General features: G+C 66.1%; 15 protein-coding genes and 1 pseudogene. 6 read left to right on the forward strand and 10 right to left on the reverse strand.

The window, feature by feature from the left end:
• Positions 1-108: 108 nt before the first annotated feature.
• From ABD164_RS06745 to ABD164_RS18025, 5 genes and pseudogenes are all read right to left on the reverse strand, one after another.
• Positions 109-846 (reverse strand): Pr6Pr family membrane protein, encoded by a 738-nt coding sequence (locus tag ABD164_RS06745; protein WP_344294742.1) that lies wholly within the window; start codon positions 844-846, stop codon positions 109-111.
• Positions 847-993: 147 nt separating this feature from the next.
• On the reverse strand, positions 994-1,740 hold the full coding sequence (locus ABD164_RS06750; RefSeq protein WP_344294744.1) for a formylglycine-generating enzyme family protein: 747 nt from the start codon (positions 1,738-1,740) through the stop codon (positions 994-996).
• A 148-nt stretch (positions 1,741-1,888) separates the two neighbouring features.
• Complete coding sequence (locus tag ABD164_RS06755) at positions 1,889-2,275, reverse strand: hypothetical protein (RefSeq protein WP_344294746.1); 387 nt, start codon at positions 2,273-2,275, stop codon at positions 1,889-1,891.
• Between the two features lie 32 nt (positions 2,276-2,307).
• Positions 2,308-2,913, reverse strand: coding sequence for a nucleotidyltransferase family protein (locus ABD164_RS06760; RefSeq protein WP_344294747.1), 606 nt, complete (start codon positions 2,911-2,913; stop codon positions 2,308-2,310).
• A 162-nt stretch (positions 2,914-3,075) separates the two neighbouring features.
• A pseudogene (locus ABD164_RS18025) lies at positions 3,076-3,239 on the reverse strand (IS982 family transposase); the annotation flags it as partial.
• A gap of 212 nt (positions 3,240-3,451) precedes the next feature.
• Between ABD164_RS18025 and ABD164_RS06765 the strand changes: the two are divergent.
• The 4 genes from ABD164_RS06765 (at position 3,452) to ABD164_RS06780 (ending at position 8,271) form a co-directional block, all read left to right on the forward strand.
• Complete coding sequence (locus tag ABD164_RS06765) at positions 3,452-3,589, forward strand: hypothetical protein (protein WP_344294749.1); 138 nt, start codon at positions 3,452-3,454, stop codon at positions 3,587-3,589.
• Between the two features lie 337 nt (positions 3,590-3,926).
• On the forward strand, positions 3,927-4,400 hold the full coding sequence (locus ABD164_RS18030; RefSeq protein ID WP_425545916.1) for a discoidin domain-containing protein: 474 nt from the start codon (positions 3,927-3,929) through the stop codon (positions 4,398-4,400).
• A 208-nt stretch (positions 4,401-4,608) separates the two neighbouring features.
• Entirely contained in the window at positions 4,609-5,001 is a 393-nt protein-coding gene (locus tag ABD164_RS06775; RefSeq protein WP_344294753.1) for a hypothetical protein, read from the forward strand.
• Between the two features lie 78 nt (positions 5,002-5,079).
• Positions 5,080-8,271, forward strand: a complete 3,192-nt coding sequence (locus tag ABD164_RS06780; protein ID WP_344294755.1) for a glycosyl hydrolase family 95 catalytic domain-containing protein — start codon at positions 5,080-5,082, stop codon at positions 8,269-8,271.
• A 363-nt stretch (positions 8,272-8,634) separates the two neighbouring features.
• Here ABD164_RS06780 and nrdF read toward each other — a convergent pair whose 3' ends face one another.
• From nrdF to nrdH, 4 genes are all read right to left on the reverse strand, one after another.
• Positions 8,635-9,657, reverse strand: coding sequence for a class 1b ribonucleoside-diphosphate reductase subunit beta (gene nrdF, locus ABD164_RS06785; RefSeq protein ID WP_344294757.1), 1,023 nt, complete (start codon positions 9,655-9,657; stop codon positions 8,635-8,637).
• A 104-nt stretch (positions 9,658-9,761) separates the two neighbouring features.
• Positions 9,762-11,894 (reverse strand): class 1b ribonucleoside-diphosphate reductase subunit alpha, encoded by a 2,133-nt coding sequence (nrdE, locus tag ABD164_RS06790; protein ID WP_344294760.1) that lies wholly within the window; start codon positions 11,892-11,894, stop codon positions 9,762-9,764.
• 5 nt (positions 11,895-11,899) lie between these two features.
• Complete coding sequence (nrdI, locus tag ABD164_RS06795; protein WP_344294762.1) at positions 11,900-12,328, reverse strand: class Ib ribonucleoside-diphosphate reductase assembly flavoprotein NrdI; 429 nt, start codon at positions 12,326-12,328, stop codon at positions 11,900-11,902.
• A 72-nt stretch (positions 12,329-12,400) separates the two neighbouring features.
• Positions 12,401-12,634: a glutaredoxin-like protein NrdH gene (gene nrdH / locus ABD164_RS06800; protein WP_344294764.1), complete on the reverse strand. Its 234-nt coding sequence runs from the start codon at positions 12,632-12,634 to the stop codon at positions 12,401-12,403.
• A 667-nt stretch (positions 12,635-13,301) separates the two neighbouring features.
• Between nrdH and ABD164_RS06805 the strand changes: the two genes are divergently transcribed.
• A complete protein-coding gene (locus tag ABD164_RS06805) occupies positions 13,302-14,099 on the forward strand; it encodes an alpha/beta fold hydrolase (RefSeq protein WP_344294766.1) in 798 nt (265 codons plus the stop codon).
• A gap of 187 nt (positions 14,100-14,286) precedes the next feature.
• On the opposite strand, the gene ABD164_RS06810 is transcribed toward ABD164_RS06805, so the two are convergent.
• Positions 14,287-14,862 (reverse strand): HhH-GPD-type base excision DNA repair protein, encoded by a 576-nt coding sequence (locus ABD164_RS06810; protein ID WP_344294768.1) that lies wholly within the window; start codon positions 14,860-14,862, stop codon positions 14,287-14,289.
• 213 nt (positions 14,863-15,075) lie between these two features.
• Between ABD164_RS06810 and ABD164_RS06815 the strand changes: the two genes are divergently transcribed.
• Complete coding sequence (locus ABD164_RS06815) at positions 15,076-15,465, forward strand: glyoxalase superfamily protein (RefSeq protein ID WP_344294770.1); 390 nt, start codon at positions 15,076-15,078, stop codon at positions 15,463-15,465.
• The last annotated feature ends 90 nt before the right edge of the window (positions 15,466-15,555 follow it).

Consider the following 15,555-nt stretch of genomic DNA (forward strand, 5'->3'; position numbering starts at 1 on the left):
CGAAGGCGTTGTGAGGTCGATCGGCGTGATGCCAGCAGCGCCGACGGAGACGCCGAGGACGCCGGGGACGCCGATGACGAAAGATGCCGAAGCGAAGTCGAGTGACGCTCAGGCCGGCAGGCCACCGATCGGCGGCCGCGTCGATCCACTATGGCGGGCGGTGTGCCGCTCACGAGCCCGACCGATGCCGATGATGGCGATACCGAGTAGCACGAACGCGAACAGGATGCCGCCGATGTATGTGAACGCCGATCCGTACCCGGCAGTGTGCGGGTCGAGGAACCCGTAGGGGTACCACCACGGCGTGCTGCCGTCGGGGTTGACCACCCGTTCCCCGCGGAGCATCGTGTAGATCGTCCACACGAGCGGATAACTGACGATGATGGCCAGCGACGACCACGGGAGCCCACGGCGTCTGCCCGCGAACAGCAGATCGATCACGAAATAGATCGGTAGGACGACGTGCAGCGTCTCGGTGGCCCACGAGTCCATGAACGAGACCCAGCCGGGGTCGGTAGCGGCGATCGGGGCCGGATCGCCGCGCAGCAGCACGTTGAACACGATGCCGAGCAGGATCACCGGCCCGGTGACCGCGGCGATAGCCATGGCGATGCCGACCGGCTCAGGCGAAGGGCCGGGGTGCCGATGGATCCATCCCGCCGCGATCGTGAGCGCGACCACACTGAGGATCGCCGACACGATCGTGAACAGGCTGAAGTAGTTCGCCAGCACGTCGCCGCGAACTTGACCCGCGCGCGTCGCGCGATCGATGTTGACCAGAAGCCCGGCGATGACGCCCGAACTCGCGACGATCGCTGCTGCGACCCTGAACCATACCCAACGCATGAGACCCCCCAGTTTCACTGCGACAGTTTCGGGTTGAGGATGTTGTAGTCCATCTCACCACTCGCCTGCTCGAACTCTGGCGCTATTAGTGAGGAAATCTCGATGCGACGCGTTGATCACTGTGGAATAGCTCCAAACCACACAACGTCAGCGGCGGGGCGTCCACCCGGATGGGAGCGGGCCGTCGATCGCAGCGCGATCGCGGTCGGCCTCTGCAGACCATCCCTGCGCGGCATCCGTCGCATCGAAGCCACCCCGCGCGACACGGAACCCGACGTCCTCGTGGTGCATGCGCGGGGCACCGCCCCGCCGGGTCGACGCCCTGACGCTCCACGCATCATCGGCGAAACCGCCGCCGCGGAACACGCGATAATTGTCGTAGCGGGCGGGATCGAGCGGGTCCCAGCACCACTCCCACACGTTGCCGAGGGTGTCGAACAGTCCGTTGAGGTTCGGCAGCTTCGCGCCGATCTCCTGCGGGGTCGTGACTCCGTCGGCGCTCGTCCACGCGATCTGGTCGAGCGGGCCGTAGTGCGGGCCGGTCGACCCGGCCCGGCACGCGAACTCCCACTCCGCCTCGGTCGGCAGACGGTACCCGTCGGTGTCGACGTGCCACGTGACATCCTCGCCGTCGAAGGTGTACACGGGGTCGAGCCCCTCCCATTCGGATGCCGCATTGCAGAACCGGATCGCGCGCAGCCAACTCACGTCTGTCGCCGGTCGGCGCGGATGCGACGCGGTCTCACCGATCATCTCGGCGAGCTGCTCCTGCGTCACCGGGTACACCCCGATCTCGAAGAGCTCGAGGTCGACGCTCCACCGCACCTTGCGGCGCGCGTCGTGCAGCGTAACGGCGCCGGCCGCGATCTGCGCCAACTCGATGTCGGTGGTCATCCGGGCAGTCTCGCCTTCATTCACATTCGCAGCAACTCAGCGGCACGGCGCAGGCTCGGATCGTTCGACTTCGACCACCGCAATTCCGTGCCCTCGGCCCGCAGCTCGCGATCGATGAACTCGGCCGGCGTGGTCATACGATTCGTCCTCATCGCCCGCCGGAGCGGCGCGATGACTCCTCCACCAGATCCCGGGCATGCTCGACCAGCGCCGCAGCCGCCTGCTGTCGCACACCGTTCGTGCCGTATTGGTAGTCACTTTTCTCGGAGAGTAGCGCTCGAAGGTGCCTTCTCGGAGCCGGATCAGGTTGCGTCGCTTCCCAGAGAACCACAAGCGCATCGTCGTGGTTCCCGCTCCTCGAGCACTCACCGAGGACGACGCCGCAGATCACATCCGAAGCCGCGATGCCAGCGTTCACGGCGTTGGAGCCGGCGACCTTCCATGAGGCGACATCTTCCTCGCCGAGATACAGATCTGCCGCATCGAGGAACTTCCGAGCATCCGCGAGGCGAGCTGCAATAGCTACGGCATCCATGGAGTGCCGCTTTCCGACCCGTCTCGACACGGTCACACCACCTCCGGCAGCTGCCCGACGAGTACTTCACTTGCGTGCATCCAGAGATCCACCAGCGGATCATCGCGTTGAGCCGACTCCCGAAGCTCGCTCTCTCTCATCTGGATGACCTGCGCCGAGTTGCCGCTCCAGAGCTCAACGCTCCTCGCCAGCTCGTCGACGAAGTCGCCGCCTACCTCTACAGAAGCGCCATCGGGAAGGATCACCAAGAGGTCGACGTCAGACGCACCTGTCGAGTCGCCGCGTTCGACAGAGCCGTACAGCACGATGGATGCTCCGGCAGGTGCCGACCGGTCAGCGAGGTCTCGGATGCGTCGGCGAAGCAACGGCAGGGAATCCGCAGCCGCCATGACCGCCGGCCAGAGAAGGTGGTCTCGATTTGCTCGGTACAGTGTTTCGGCTTGACGATGGACGGCGAGAACGAGCCCGGTGCGAACCAACCGAGCGAGCGCACCCTGCACGCCTTTAATACTGACCGAGCCCCCGAGAAGCCGCTCGATCTGTCGACCGTTGAGCGATGCGGACCCTCGCGAAAGGGCCGTGAGCACGGCACCATCGACTCGGCCGAAGACGCTCACCAACGGCATGCTGAGTTCCATCACAAGCCTCCAAGAATCCCGTGAAACCGACACCGCAAGGATACAGGTGATTCCCTACAGAATCATGCTTCCAGGAATCTTCCAGATTCGGCCAGCAACGAAACGGGCGGTTGCACGAAAGTCTCCGCCCGCTGGAGCGATCCTCAGTAGTTCTCTGCGATGTATGTCGAGCAGGTGCCGGGCGACGAACAGGCAGACGAGTTCGACGTCGTTCAGCCGCGGTTTCCGGCCGGGAACGCGGTCACGCGACAGCCGAGCGTGGCGAAGACTCGGTCGTCGAGATGGACATACAGTGTGACCAGGAAGGTGTTGAGTTGAGTATTCACACACGCGGTTCAACACCCTCCGCCAGCGATTAACAGCGTCCACGCCGCGAGGCCGTTAGGACTCATTCATCGAGTGTCATTGACGGGACGTCGAACCGGGTGGGAGCAGTTCTCGGCCGCCTCATGTCCAGACGCACCACGGCCCGCGTGCGCACGCACGGCACACGTTCCTGCATTACCAGACCTGGTATGACCTGAAGCCCCCCGGGCTCATGATCGACTCCCAGGCACTCAACCGAGCGATCGAAATCTTCGGCGGTCAACTCACCGAACGTGACGCGAAGATCGACTCGTTCCGGGTCGACGACGGCTGGGACTACCCGCGCTCCACCGCGATGACGAGTCGATGAAGAACCTGACGGGCGAGAACCCGCTGTTTCCGACGACCTCGATCATGAACCACGGTTTCGTGTTCAGCCAGGGCGCATCCAACCCGCATTTCGTTCAGGACACCGACCCGACAAAGCCCGTGGTGCAGGCCGACATCGCCAGCAGCGCGAAGGCGTACTTCGCCCTCGGCCTCGGACTGCAGGAACTGTACGTGAAGCACACGATCGTCGCGCCCGAGGTGAGCCGGTTTGCGCGTCGCCGCTGGATCCCGATCCCGATCCGATCGACCCGAGCGGCTGGACGGCAACCACGACGAGCGAGGAGACGACCGGCGAGAACGGTCGTGCGTCCAACGCGATCGACGGTGACCTCGGCGCCATGTGGCATTCGCAGTACCAGCCGTCGATCGACCAGTTCCCGCACAGCATCACCATCGACACGGGCGAGACAACGACGTGGACATCGTTCGACTACGTCCCGCGCCCGGTCGGCGGAACCGGGAACGGGGTGCCGAGGGGTACGTCCTCGAGGGTGAGCGACGACGGCGAGACCTGGACCGAGGTCGCGTCCGGTGAGTGGACCACGTGGGAGCGGCAGACCGTGACGACTGGGGAACCGGTCACTGCGCGTTACCTCCGGCTGACCGGGACATCGGCGCAGAACGGCGGGCCGTTCGGCGGCGCGGCCGAGCTCGTGCTGTGGGGGCCCCGACGGGCGAGGAGCCCTCGCCGACCGAGCCGCCCGCCGAGATCGTCGACCCCGCTGACCATGAGACCGGCGAACTCGCGCTCGGCATCGACGGCGCGACCGTCACGCCCGGCGAGCAGCTGACCCTCGCCGACATTCCCGTCAACCAGTGGTTCCACGTCGCTCTGCAGCCCGGCGCGACATCGCTCGGCTGGGTGCGGGGCGACGATCAACAGACTGCCGTCGTGACGATCCCCGCCGACACCTCCACCGGGGACGCCCGCGTCGTCGTACAGGACTCGGAAGGCAGACTTGCCGGCGCGGCGGCGATCCACATCAAGCCGCACTCGACGTGTCGGCGACTGCGACGAGCATCTGTCGCGGGCCGCTGGTGTTCTTCGAGGTGGCAGTCGGCAACCACGAGGCCTTTCCGGTGGGCGCAGAGATCACGGCGAAGGCGACAACGCGTTCCATCCAAGCCGTGCAGCCGGGTGCCGAGCAGTCGCGCGTCATCGCGACCCGACTCAGCGCTTTCGAGGGCAGCAACGCCACCGTCACGGCGACCGCCGAGGTCGACGGCCAACCCGTGTCGCGCACCATTTCGGTGTGCCGTTCGGCGCGATCAGCTGCGAGTGACCCGTGCCAGCGGGGCTCGGCCACCTCGGGCCGGGCCCCGCTGGCGGCAAACACTCCAACAGATGATGCCTTCTGCTCTATACATCTGATCTTTAATCCGCAAATATGAGTTCAAGGCGGAGATCTCGCGTAGTCTTGCGACATTTCCGGTCGAGACACCTGATCAATGATGCTCCAGGAGGTTCCTATGCTCGAACGCGAGATTCCGCGCCGTCGCGCGCTGCAGCTCGGCGGACTCGTCGCGCTCGCCCCGCTGTTCCCCCAGTTCCTCGCGGCTCGTCCCGCCACCGCGCTCGAGGGTGGGCGCGCCTCGGCCGTCGCCGCCGGCGCGATCCCCATGCCCGAGCTCTCGCCGAAGGCCCTCTGGTACGGCACGCCTGCTACCGACTGGGAGCGGCAGGCGCTGCCGATCGGCAATGGCCGGCTCGGCGCGAAGCTCTTCGGTAACCCCGATGAGGAGGTCGTGCAGTTCAACGAGCAGAGCCTCTGGGGTGGCGTGAACAATTACGACAACGCGCTCGCCGGCCGACCCGACGGGGCGTACGACACGAGCATGACCGGGTTCGGCTCGTACCGCGACTTCGGCACGGCCACGATCTCGTTCGCCGCGGCCGTCAACGTGACCGCCCCCGGCGGGCCGTATCGGACGTCGGGTTCCGAGAACTTCGAGAAGACGTACGACGGCCGGCCCGGCACCAAATGGTGCATCGACGGCCCGCCGGCGCACGTGCTGTGGCAGGTCGAGCTGCAGGCGCCCGCGGTCGTCTCGTCGTACAGCTTCACGAGCGCCAACGATGTGCCGAACCGTGACCCGCAGGAGTGGACGGTACTCGGCTCGAACGACGGCAGCAGCTGGGCCGCGCTCGACGCACGCTCCGGAGCACCGTTCGAGCAGCGTTTCCAAACCAAGACCTACGACTTCGCGAACACGACCGCCTTTCGCTTCTACCGCATCGACTTCGTGCCGAAGGCGGGCGTGAGCCACTTCCAGGTCTCCGAGATCGGGCTGGGAGGTGTCGATCTGGCACAGGGCGATTCCGTCTACGTGTCCTCGCCGAGCGGGCACGCCGATTCACTCGTCGGCAGCGTCGACGGGGAGGCATCCACCGTCTGGCAGGTCGACGATGCCGGCGCCGGCGCTGTCTGGCAGCTCGAGCTCGGCACCAGCCGCGCCCTCAACGGCTATGTCCTGACGAGCGCCCCCGACGCCCCAGAGACCGACCCGCGCGATTGGATGCTCGCGGCGTCGAACGATGGCCTGAACTGGCAGACCCTCGACACCAAGTCGGGAGTCGCGTTCGCGAACCGAGGCGAAGCGATGCCGTTCTCGTTCGCCAACGGCACGGCGTACAGCCATTACCGGCTCACGTTCAACGCACCCGGGGCGTTCCGCCTCGCGGGTGTCGCCTTCACCGGCAGCGGCTTCGACACGCGCGGGCAGCGCGCGGTGGTCGCGTACCGACGGGCGCTCGACCCGACGATCGGCGTGCATGCGACGCACTTCGCCACGGTCGCCGGCACTGTGCTCCGCGAGGCATTTGCGAGCCGAGAGGCCGATCTCATGGTCCTGCGGTACACGAGCGACACGGCCGGCGCCCTCAACGGCGTGATCACCCTCGTTTCCGGACAGGAGGCATCGCCGACCACGGTCGACGCAGCCACCGCCCGCATCGGGTTCGCGGGCACGATGGGCAACGGTCTCAGCCATGCGGCCACGCTGCGCCTCGCCCACACCGACGGTCAAGTGACCGCCGACGGTAACGCCCTGCGCGTGTCCGGGGCATCCGTCATCACGCTCCTGCTCGACGCACGCACCGACTACAAGCTGAGCGCCGCCGACGAGTGGCGTGGCAACCCGCCACAGCCGGGCATCGACGCGGCACTCGACGCGGCGGCCGCGCGAGGCTTCGATGCCCTCCGTGAGGCGCACGTTGCTCAGGTCTCGGAGGTCATGTCACGTGCCGCGGTCGAGTGGGGGCAGACGGATGCCGCGGTACTCGCGCTGCCCATGACGGCGCGGCTCGCGCGCTACCGCTCAGGCGACGCCGACCCGACTCTCGAGCAGACGATGTACGACTTCGGCCGCTACCTGCTGTTCAGTTCGTCGCGCCCCGGCGGGCTGCCCGCCAACCTGCAGGGCCTCTGGAACAACAGCAACCAACCGCCGTGGGCGAGCGACTATCACACCAACATCAACGTGCAGATGAACTACTGGGGCGCCGAGACGACAGACCTGCCCGAGTCGCACGAAGCCCTCATCGCGTTCGTGCAGCAGGTCGCGGTGCCGAGCCGCATCGCCACCCGCAACGCCTTCGGCGACGTCCGCGGCTGGACGGCCCGCACCTCGCAGTCGATCTTCGGCGGCAACTCGTGGCAGTGGAACACGGTTGCGAGCGCCTGGTACGTGCAGCACCTCTATGAGCACTGGGCGTTCACACACGACAAGACCTATCTGCGCGAGGTCGCCTACCCGATGATCAAGGAGATCTGCGAGTTCTGGCAGGACCGCCTGAAGGAGCTGCCCGACGGCACCCTCGTCTCACCCAACGGCTGGTCGCCCGAGCACGGCCCCCACGAAGACGGCGTGACGTACGACCAGCAGATCATCTGGGACCTCTTCCAGAACTACCTCGACTGCGCCGACGCCCTCGATATCGACCCTGACTACCGGGCCACGATCGCCGACCTGCAGTCGCGGCTGGCCCCCAACAAGATCGGGAGCTGGGGACAACTGCAGGAGTGGCAGACCGACCGTGACAGCCCCACCGACATCCACCGGCACACCTCGCACCTGTTCGCGGTCTACCCCGGCCGGCAGATCACGCCCGAGTCGCCCGACTTCGCGGCGGCCGCGCTCGTATCGCTGAAGGCCCGCTGCGGCGAGAAGGAGGGCGTGCCGTTTACTGCGGCAACCGTCTCGGGCGACAGCCGCCGATCGTGGACCTGGCCGTGGCGCACCGCCCTGTTCGCCCGCCTCGGCGACGCCGAACGCGCTCGCATCATGGTGCGCGGCCTGCTCACCTACAACACGCTGTCGAACCTGTGGTGCGACCACCCGCCGTTCCAGCTCGACGGCAACTTCGGCATCACCGGAGCGATCGCCGAGATGCTGCTGCAGAGCCACGACGGTGTCGTCCGGCTGCTGCCGGCGCTGCCTTCCGACTGGGCAGCCTCGGGCTCGTTCACCGGGCTCCGCGCCCGCGGCGGCTACTCGGTGAGTTGCGAGTGGCGCAATGGCGAAGTCGTTTCGTACGACATCGTCGCCGACCGGACGCCGAACCTGGCCAATGTCACGGTCGTGGTCGGCGGCAAGCGTCGCAAGGTGAGGCCCGCCAACCCGACAGCGGGCAACGCGATGCGCGACCTCGGCCCGGCCTGAGCATCCGCCGCCGAATCGAGTGGACGGAGGTCGTCGTTCCCATGGGAGCGGGGCGACGACGTCCGCCGACGCGGGCTGCCGACCTGCTCGCGGGGCCCGCTGATCGTTCGGCCGGCTTGACGGTATGTAGTGACCCCTTCTGGGTGATGGCGTCGCGGGCGGGGCCTCGCTCACAAGTACTCGTGGGTTACCGGCAGGGGCCGCCTGCCCGGCCTATCCGACAGTTGTGGGAGGCCCCGTGTCTATGAGCGTACGAGCGTTGGGCTCGGTGTGCACGCCCGATCGGTCGCGGCAGCGGCGATCGATGGCGTGACAACCCGGACGGCGCCTCACCCTGCCCACCTGGCAGGAAGGACCTGAATATCAGAAGTCCCAGTCCTCATCCTCAGTAACCACGGCCTTGCCGATCACATACGACGAGCCACTCCCCGAGAAGAAGTCGTGGTTCTCGTCGGCGTTCGGCGAGAGCGCCGAGAGGATCGCCGGGTTCACGTCGGTGACGGTCTTCGGGAACATCGGCTCGTAGCCGAGATTCATGAGGGCCTTGTTGGCGTTGTAGTGCAGGAACTTCTTGACGTCTTCGGTCAGGCCGACGCCGTCGTAGAGGTCTTGCGTGTACTGCACCTCGTTGTCGTACAGCTCGTAGAGCAGCGAGAACGTGTAGTCCTTCAGGTCGTCGCGCTTGGTCTGGTCGACCTGCTCGAGCCCCTTCTGGAACTTGTAGCCGATGTAGTACCCGTGCACCGCCTCGTCGCGAATGATGAGGCGAATCAGGTCGGCGGTGTTGGTGAGCTTCGCCCGCGACGACCAGTACATCGGCAGGTAGAAGCCCGAGTAGAAGAGGAAGCTCTCGAGCAGCGTCGAGGCGACCTTGCGCTTCAGGGGCTCGTCGCCACGGTAGTACTCCATGACGATCGCAGCCTTCTTCTGCAGGTTCTCGTTCTCGACCGACCAGCGGAAGGCGTCGTCGATGTCCTTCGTCGAGCACAGCGTCGAGAAGATCGACGAGTAGCTCTTCGCGTGCACCGACTCCATGAATGCGATGTTCGTGTACACCGCCTCTTCGTGCGGGGTCAGCGAATCGGGGATGAGCGACACCGCACCCACTGTGCCCTGGATCGTGTCGAGCAACGTGAGCCCGGTGAACACGCGCATCGTGAGCGTCTGCTCTTCAGGCGTCAGCGTGTTCCACGACTGCACGTCGTTCGACAGCGGTACCTTCTCGGGCAGCCAGAAGTTGTTGACGAGGCGGTTCCAGACCTCGAGGTCTTTATCGTCTTGGATGCGATTCCAGTTGATCGCGTTGACGTGATCGACGAGCTTCAGCTTTCCGCCCGTGTGCGCCGGATCGTTGCTTGCGGAGTTGACCGGGTCTGTGAGGGTCATGTCGGTTCCTTTGTGAGATCGGATGTCGCGGGCTGATGTCTCGGGCTGGCTGGTCTCGATACGGCGCTGGCGCGCCTACTCGACCGGCGGAATGTGAGACATGCTCACAAAGTGCAGCTGACGCACATATCCAATTCCGTGCCCTCGAGCGCCATCTGCCGCAGGCGGATGTAGTAGATCGTCTTGATCCCCTTCTTCCACGCGTAGATCTGCGCCCGGTTGATGTCGCGCGTCGTCGCCGTGTCTTTGAAGAACAGCGTGAGCGACAGGCCCTGGTCGACGTGCTGCGTCGCCGCGGCATAGGTGTCGATGACCTTCTCGTAGCCGATCTCATACGCGTCCTGGTAGTACTCGAGGTTGTCGTTCGTCATGAACGCCGCCGGGTAGTACACGCGACCGAGCTTGCCCTCTTTGCGGATCTCGATCTTCGACGCGATCGGGTGGATCGACGCCGTCGAGTTGTTGATGTACGAGATCGACCCGGTGGGCGGCACGGCCTGCAGGTTCTGGTTGTAGATGCCGTGCTCTTTGACGGATGCCGCGAGCTCGCGCCAATCCTCTTGTGTCGGGATGTGCACCCCGGCGTCGGCGAAGAGCTGCGTGACCTTCGCGGTCGACGGCACCCACGGGGCATCCGTGTACTTCTCGAAGAATTCGCCGCTCGCGTACTTCGAATCGGCGAAGCCCTCGAACACCTCGCCGCGCTCGATCGAGATGCGGTTCGACGCGCGCAGCGCGTGGAACAGCACCGTGTAGAAGTAGATGTTCGTGAAGTCGATGCCCTCTTCGCTGCCGTAGAAGATGCGCTCGCGGGCGAGGTAGCCGTGCAGGTTCATCTGGCCGAGGCCGATGGCATGCGACTTGTCGTTGCCGTCTTCGATCGAGCGCACCGAGCTGATGTGGCTCTGGTTCGACACCGAGCTGAGGCCGCGGATGGCGGTCTCGACGGTCTTGCCGAAGTCGGGCCCATCCATCGTGAGGGCGATGTTCAGCGAACCGAGGTTGCAGCTGATGTCTTTGCCGATCTGGTCGTACGACAGGTCTTCGTTGTACGTCGTCGGGGTGTTGACCTGCAAGATCTCCGAGCAGAGGTTCGACATGTTGATGCGGCCCTTGATGGGGTTCGCCTTGTTCACCGTGTCTTCGAACACGATGTACGGGTAGCCGCTCTCGAACTGGATCTCGGCGATCGTCTGGAAGAACTCGCGCGCGTTGATCTTGGTCTTCTTGATGCGCGGGTTGTCGACCATCTCGCGGTAGTTCTCGGTGATCGGCACGTCGCCGAACGGCTTGCCGTAGACCTTCTCGACGTCGTACGGCGAGAAGAGGTACATGTCTTCGTTGTTCTTGGCGAGCTCGAACGTGATGTCGGGCACGACCACGCCAAGTGAGAGCGTCTTGATGCGGATCTTCTCGTCGGCGTTCTCGCGCTTGGTGTCGAGGAACCGCATGATGTCGGGGTGGTGTGCGCTGAGGTACACGGCGCCGGCGCCCTGGCGTGCACCGAGCTGGTTGGCGTAGCTGAAGCTGTCTTCGAGCAGCTTCATGACGGGGATGATGCCCGACGACTGGTTCTCGATCTGCTTGATGGGCGCGCCCGACTCGCGGATGTTGCTGAGCAGCAGCGCCACGCCGCCGCCGCGCTTCGAGAGTTGCAGCGACGAGTTGATGCCGCGCGAGATCGACTCCATGTTGTCTTCGATGCGCAGCAGGAAGCAGCTGACGAGCTCGCCGCGCTGCGCCTTGCCCGTGTTGAGGAACGTAGGGGTGGCCGGCTGGAAGCGGCCGCCGATGATCTCTTCGACCAGGTCGGTGGCGAGCTGCTCGTCGCCCTGCGCGAGCCCGAGCGCGGTCATCACGACGCGGTCTTCGAAGCGCTCGAGGTACCGCTTGCCGTCGAAGGTCTTCAGCGTGTAGCTCGTGTAGTACTTGAACGCGCCGAGGAACGTCTCGAAGCGGAACTTCTTCGAGTACGCGAGGTCGTTGAGCTTCTGGATGAAGGCGAAGTCATACTGCGCCAGCACCTCGGGCTCGTAGTACTCCTTCTCGACGAGGTAGTCGAGCCGCTCTTTCAGCGAGTGGAAGAAGACGGTGTTCTGGTTGACGTGCTGCAGGAAGTACTCGCGTGCCGCCTCACGGTCTTTGTCGAACTGGATCTCGCCGTTCTCGCCGTAGAGGTTCAGCATCGCGTTGAGCGAGTGGTAGTCCATGCCGCTGGCCACGCGCGGGGCGTCCATGAGCACTACGCCATCTGTTGCTGCTGCGGTTGTGCCTGTTGTAACCAAAATGCGTCCAATCCATCGTTGACGGCGCGAACGTCGTCTGGGGTTCCGAATACTTCGAAGCGGTAGAGGTGCGGCACGTGGCACTTCGCGGCGATGATGTCGCCGGCGAGGCCGAAGGCCGAACCGAAGTTGGTGTTGCCGGCGCTGATGACGCCGCGGATGTACGAACGATTCTCGGGATCGTTCAGGAAGCGGATGACCTGCTTCGGCACGGCGCCTTTGCCGTCGCCGCCACCGTAGGTCGGGAGCACGAGCACGTACGGCTCGTCCACGTGCAGCCCTTGCTCACGTGCGTACAGCGGGATGCGGGTCGCCGGGCGGCCCAGCTTCTCGATGAAGCGCTGCGTGTTGCCCGAGACGCTCGAGAAGTAGACCAGGTTCGTCATGGTTCGTCCCTCGCCGGTAGAACTCGGTGGTCGAGTAGGCGCGCCGGCGCCGTATCGAGACCCGAAACCCGCTCAGGCCAAGCGCGACGCCAGTTCGTCGATCTTGTCGGGGCGAAAGCCCGACCAGTGACCCTCATCGGTGATGACGACCGGGGCCTGCAGGTAGCCGAGTTCTTTGACCTGCGCGAGTGCGGTCTCGTCGACAGACAGGTCGAGCACTTCGTACTCGATGCCCTTGCTGTCGAGGGCGCGATACGTCGCGTTGCACTGCACGCAAGAAGGCTTGGTGTAGACCGTGACCGTCATGGTTTTCCCCTCGTTCTCTGCCCTTTTCAGGGCCTTCCCCCGGTGTGTGTTTCTGGACTTCTAATACTACATCTAGTGTTCGCTGAACTCGACTGCCACAACATGATGTAGTTACATTCGTGTAGTTATCCACCGAGTTCTCCACCGGTTGTGAACAACGGATGTCGCGTGGATCGGCCTGTTTGCGCGGAAGCCGCTCGAGTTATCCACACCCGAGAAGAACCGGATCTCTTCGCCTGTGGAGTACCGCCGGGCGTGTCGCGGCGTGTCGCGGCCACGAGCCCTCGGGCCTCGAAACCGCCCGACCCCTATATGTGGTGTTGTACCTCTCACGATGCCACCACCCACTGACATCGCCCGCACCCCGCCGGTCGAGTAGGCGCGCCAGCGCCGTATCGAGACCCGCACCCCGCTCGCCGGTCGAGTAGGCGCGCCAGCGCCGTATCGAGACCCGCACCCCGCTCGCCGGTCGAGTAGGCGCGCCAGCGCCGTATCGAGACCCGCACCCCGCCGGTCGAGTAGGCGCGCCAGCGCCGTATCGAGACCACTCACGTCGATCTCGATACCCGTCACGCTCCGCGCGGCGCTACTCGATCGGCGAGGGTGGAGGACGTCGGCGGGGCGGCGTAGCCTGACGAGCACGCGCGGAAGGGAGCAAGGGGGCCACATGACCGAGTACGTGACGTCTGCCGACGGCACGCGCATCGCCTACGACCGGCAGGGATCCGGTCCGCCGGTGATCCTCATCGCGGCCGCCATGCAGTTCCGCGCGTTCGACCCGACGACCGTCGAGATGGCGGCCCTGCTCGCGAGCCACGGGTTCGACGTCGTCAACTTCGATCGGCGCGGCCGCGGCGAGAGCCCTGCCGAGGCGCCGATCACGCTCGCGCAGACCATCGCCGATGTGCGTGCACTCACCGATGTCGTGCTCGACGGCACTGACGACGCGATCGCGCTGTTCGGCAGTTCTTCGGGCGCGTCGATCGCGCTCGCGGCCGCGGCCGCCGGCCTGCCCGTGTCGAAGCTCGCGCTCTTCGAGGTGCCCCTCGACCCCGAGGGCGGCACCGAGGGCGCGGTGTTCCTTGCCGAGCTGCGCGAGCGCATCGCGGCCGGCGATCGGGTGGGAACGCTCGAGACCTATATGGCCGACATGCCGCCCGAGTGGCTCGAGGGCGCAAAGCAGAGTCCGGCGTGGCCGGCGATGCTCGAGGTCGCGCCGAGCCTCGAGCCCGACGCCGAGTCGCTCGCGTGGACGCAGTCGGCTCCGCGCGCCGAGCTCTGGCGCGGCATCACCGCGCCGACCCTCGTGATGGTGGGCGAGCAGACGCTGCCGATCATGACCTCGGCAGCGGCATCCGTCGTCGCGTCGATGCCGAACGCACAGTCACGGGTGGTCCCCGGGGAGAACCACGCGTTCGAGCCGCACTCGATGGCCCTCGCGATCGCGGAATTCCTCGTCGGCTGAGCTCCGCGAGCGCCTGCCGCGCCACGGGCTCCTCCTCGCGACCCCTGCAAGTGCAGGAAGAACCGTCTTCCGGGCGGCGTGTCGCGCTGGCGAGGGCGGCGTGTCGCGCAGAAGTTCCTACGTTGCGGGACCGAGCCGGCCGCCGGCAGCCGGGGGCCCCCAGACCGAGGTCACGGGCCGAACTGGCTCAGGCCTTGGCCGATTTGGCGGCGGCCTTCGCCGCCTGCTTCGTGGCGCGCACCTTGGCGAGCGACTCGGGATCGGTGATGTCGGCGACCGAGCGGTGGCTGCCGTCTTCTCCGTACGATCCGGATGCCTCACGCCAGCCCTGCGCCTCGACGCCGAGCTGCTTGCCGAGCAGGGCCAGGAAGATCTTCGCCTTCTGCTCGCCGAACCCCGGCAGGGCCTTGAGCCGCTTCAGCACCTCGGCGCCGTCGGGATCGCCCTGCTGCCAGATCGCGGCGGCGTCGCCGCCCCACTCGTCGACGACCGCCTGCGCGAGCGCCTGCACCCGACCCGCCATGGAGCCCGGGAAGCGGTGCACCGCCGGGGTCTGCTTGAACAGCTCGGCGAAGTGCTCGGGATCGTCGCCAGCGACGGCCTCGGGGTCGATCGCGCCGAGGCGCTGCTTGATCTTGAGTGGTCCGGCGAACGCGGTCTCCATTGCGACCTGCTGGTCGAGCAGCATGCCGGTGAGCAGGGCGAACGCGTCGGTGCTGAGCAGCTCGTCGGCGGCGGAGTCTCCGGTGATGTGCAGTGCCATGGGCTCTATCCTTCCACCGCGCCGCCCGAGAGTGCACCCCGCGTCCTGGTAGGGGCGACGACTGCACTCGCGGCGAAAGCACGCGCCGGGTCATCCGATCGCCGACGTCGACCGCTCGACCGAAGCGGACAGGAACTGGCCGCATGCTTGGCCAGACTGGGCGCAGGCGCTTCGATGAGACGAGCCGCCACGACCCTACCGAGGAGCAGACCCATGGACTGGAAGATCGAACTCATCTTCGTGCCCGTCACCGACGTCGACCGCGCGAAGGAGTTCTACGTCGACAAGCTCGGCTTCAACGCCGACCACGACCAGCGCGTGCACGAGGGCCTGCGGTTCGTGCAGTTGACCCCTCCGGGGTCGGCGTGCTCGATCGCCATCGGCGAGGAGCTCGGCGGCGGCCTGAAGCCCGGCCAGCAGGACTCGATCCAGGTCGTCATCGCCGACGCCGACGCGGTGCTCGCCGACCTGCACGCGAAGGGCGTCGAAGCCCAGGGCGTCGACGAGCAGGCGTGGGGGCGGTTCATCACGCTGCAGGATCCCGACGGGAATCGCTGGACCCTGCAGCAGTTGCCCGCCTGGTCGGCCGGGGCGAACGCCTGATTTTGACGCGTGGCGCCGCAATCGCGCGTCGCGGCGCGCACCACGACGTCGGGGCCCGCACCGAGAGGTACCGGCGCCGGGGGTTCTGAA

Origin of the sequence: Agromyces neolithicus (genome assembly GCF_039529735.1) — a bacterium.
GTDB lineage: Bacteria > Actinomycetota > Actinomycetes > Actinomycetales > Microbacteriaceae > Agromyces > Agromyces neolithicus.

Bases quoted from the DNA above. Each gene is read 5' to 3' on its own strand.
- ABD164_RS06745 (WP_344294742.1), bottom strand. From the start codon at position 846: ATGCGTTGGGTATGGTTCAGGGTCGCAGCAGCGATCGTCGCGAGTTCG.
- ABD164_RS06750 (WP_344294744.1), bottom strand. From the start codon at position 1,740: ATGACCACCGACATCGAGTTGGCGCAGATCGCGGCCGGCGCCGTTACG.
- ABD164_RS06755 (WP_344294746.1), bottom strand. From the start codon at position 2,275: ATGGATGCCGTAGCTATTGCAGCTCGCCTCGCGGATGCTCGGAAGTTC.
- ABD164_RS06760 (WP_344294747.1), bottom strand. From the start codon at position 2,913: ATGGAACTCAGCATGCCGTTGGTGAGCGTCTTCGGCCGAGTCGATGGT.
- ABD164_RS06765 (WP_344294749.1), top strand. From the start codon at position 3,452: ATGATCGACTCCCAGGCACTCAACCGAGCGATCGAAATCTTCGGCGGT.
- ABD164_RS06780 (WP_344294755.1), top strand. From the start codon at position 5,080: ATGCTCGAACGCGAGATTCCGCGCCGTCGCGCGCTGCAGCTCGGCGGA.
- nrdF (WP_344294757.1), bottom strand. From the start codon at position 9,657: ATGACCCTCACAGACCCGGTCAACTCCGCAAGCAACGATCCGGCGCAC.
- nrdE (WP_344294760.1), bottom strand. From the start codon at position 11,894: ATGGACGCCCCGCGCGTGGCCAGCGGCATGGACTACCACTCGCTCAAC.
- nrdI (WP_344294762.1), bottom strand. From the start codon at position 12,328: ATGACGAACCTGGTCTACTTCTCGAGCGTCTCGGGCAACACGCAGCGC.
- nrdH (WP_344294764.1), bottom strand. From the start codon at position 12,634: ATGACGGTCACGGTCTACACCAAGCCTTCTTGCGTGCAGTGCAACGCG.
- ABD164_RS06805 (WP_344294766.1), top strand. From the start codon at position 13,302: ATGACCGAGTACGTGACGTCTGCCGACGGCACGCGCATCGCCTACGAC.
- ABD164_RS06810 (WP_344294768.1), bottom strand. From the start codon at position 14,862: ATGGCACTGCACATCACCGGAGACTCCGCCGCCGACGAGCTGCTCAGC.
- ABD164_RS06815 (WP_344294770.1), top strand. From the start codon at position 15,076: ATGGACTGGAAGATCGAACTCATCTTCGTGCCCGTCACCGACGTCGAC.